Raw genomic sequence first — 296 nt, 5'->3', positions numbered from 1 at the left:
GGCGTATAGCGTGCCGGCGCAGGGCGACGATGTGTACGTCGATGCGGGCAGCGTTACCGTGGGCCTCGACAAGGCGGAAGTGGCTGACAAGACGTTTGAAGATCTGCAACTGGGCGGTGAGGCCACGCTAAGCATTACCGATACAGTGGATACCGTCAACGTCACCATCGAGTCCAACGGCGACGTCACCGAAGCACAGGACGCGGTCTTTACCATCAAGGTAGACCGGGTACTGGCCGACGATCTGGTGGTCACCCTAAGTAATGGCGACAGGGTTACCATCCAGGCCGGCGAGC

The 296-nt window shown here is 60.1% G+C and carries 1 protein-coding gene; it reads left to right on the top strand.

All coding sequences use genetic code 11. From position 1 onward, the window contains the following. On the top strand, positions 1-296 hold a 296-nt coding region (locus MFP24_RS24450), incomplete at both ends, for an immunoglobulin-like domain-containing protein (RefSeq protein ID WP_249246704.1).

The sequence above is a fragment of the Brenneria tiliae genome (assembly GCF_023347575.1).
GTDB classification, from domain to species: Bacteria; Pseudomonadota; Gammaproteobacteria; order Enterobacterales; family Enterobacteriaceae; genus Brenneria; species Brenneria corticis.
This window is presented reverse-complemented; position numbering and strand designations above follow the sequence as displayed.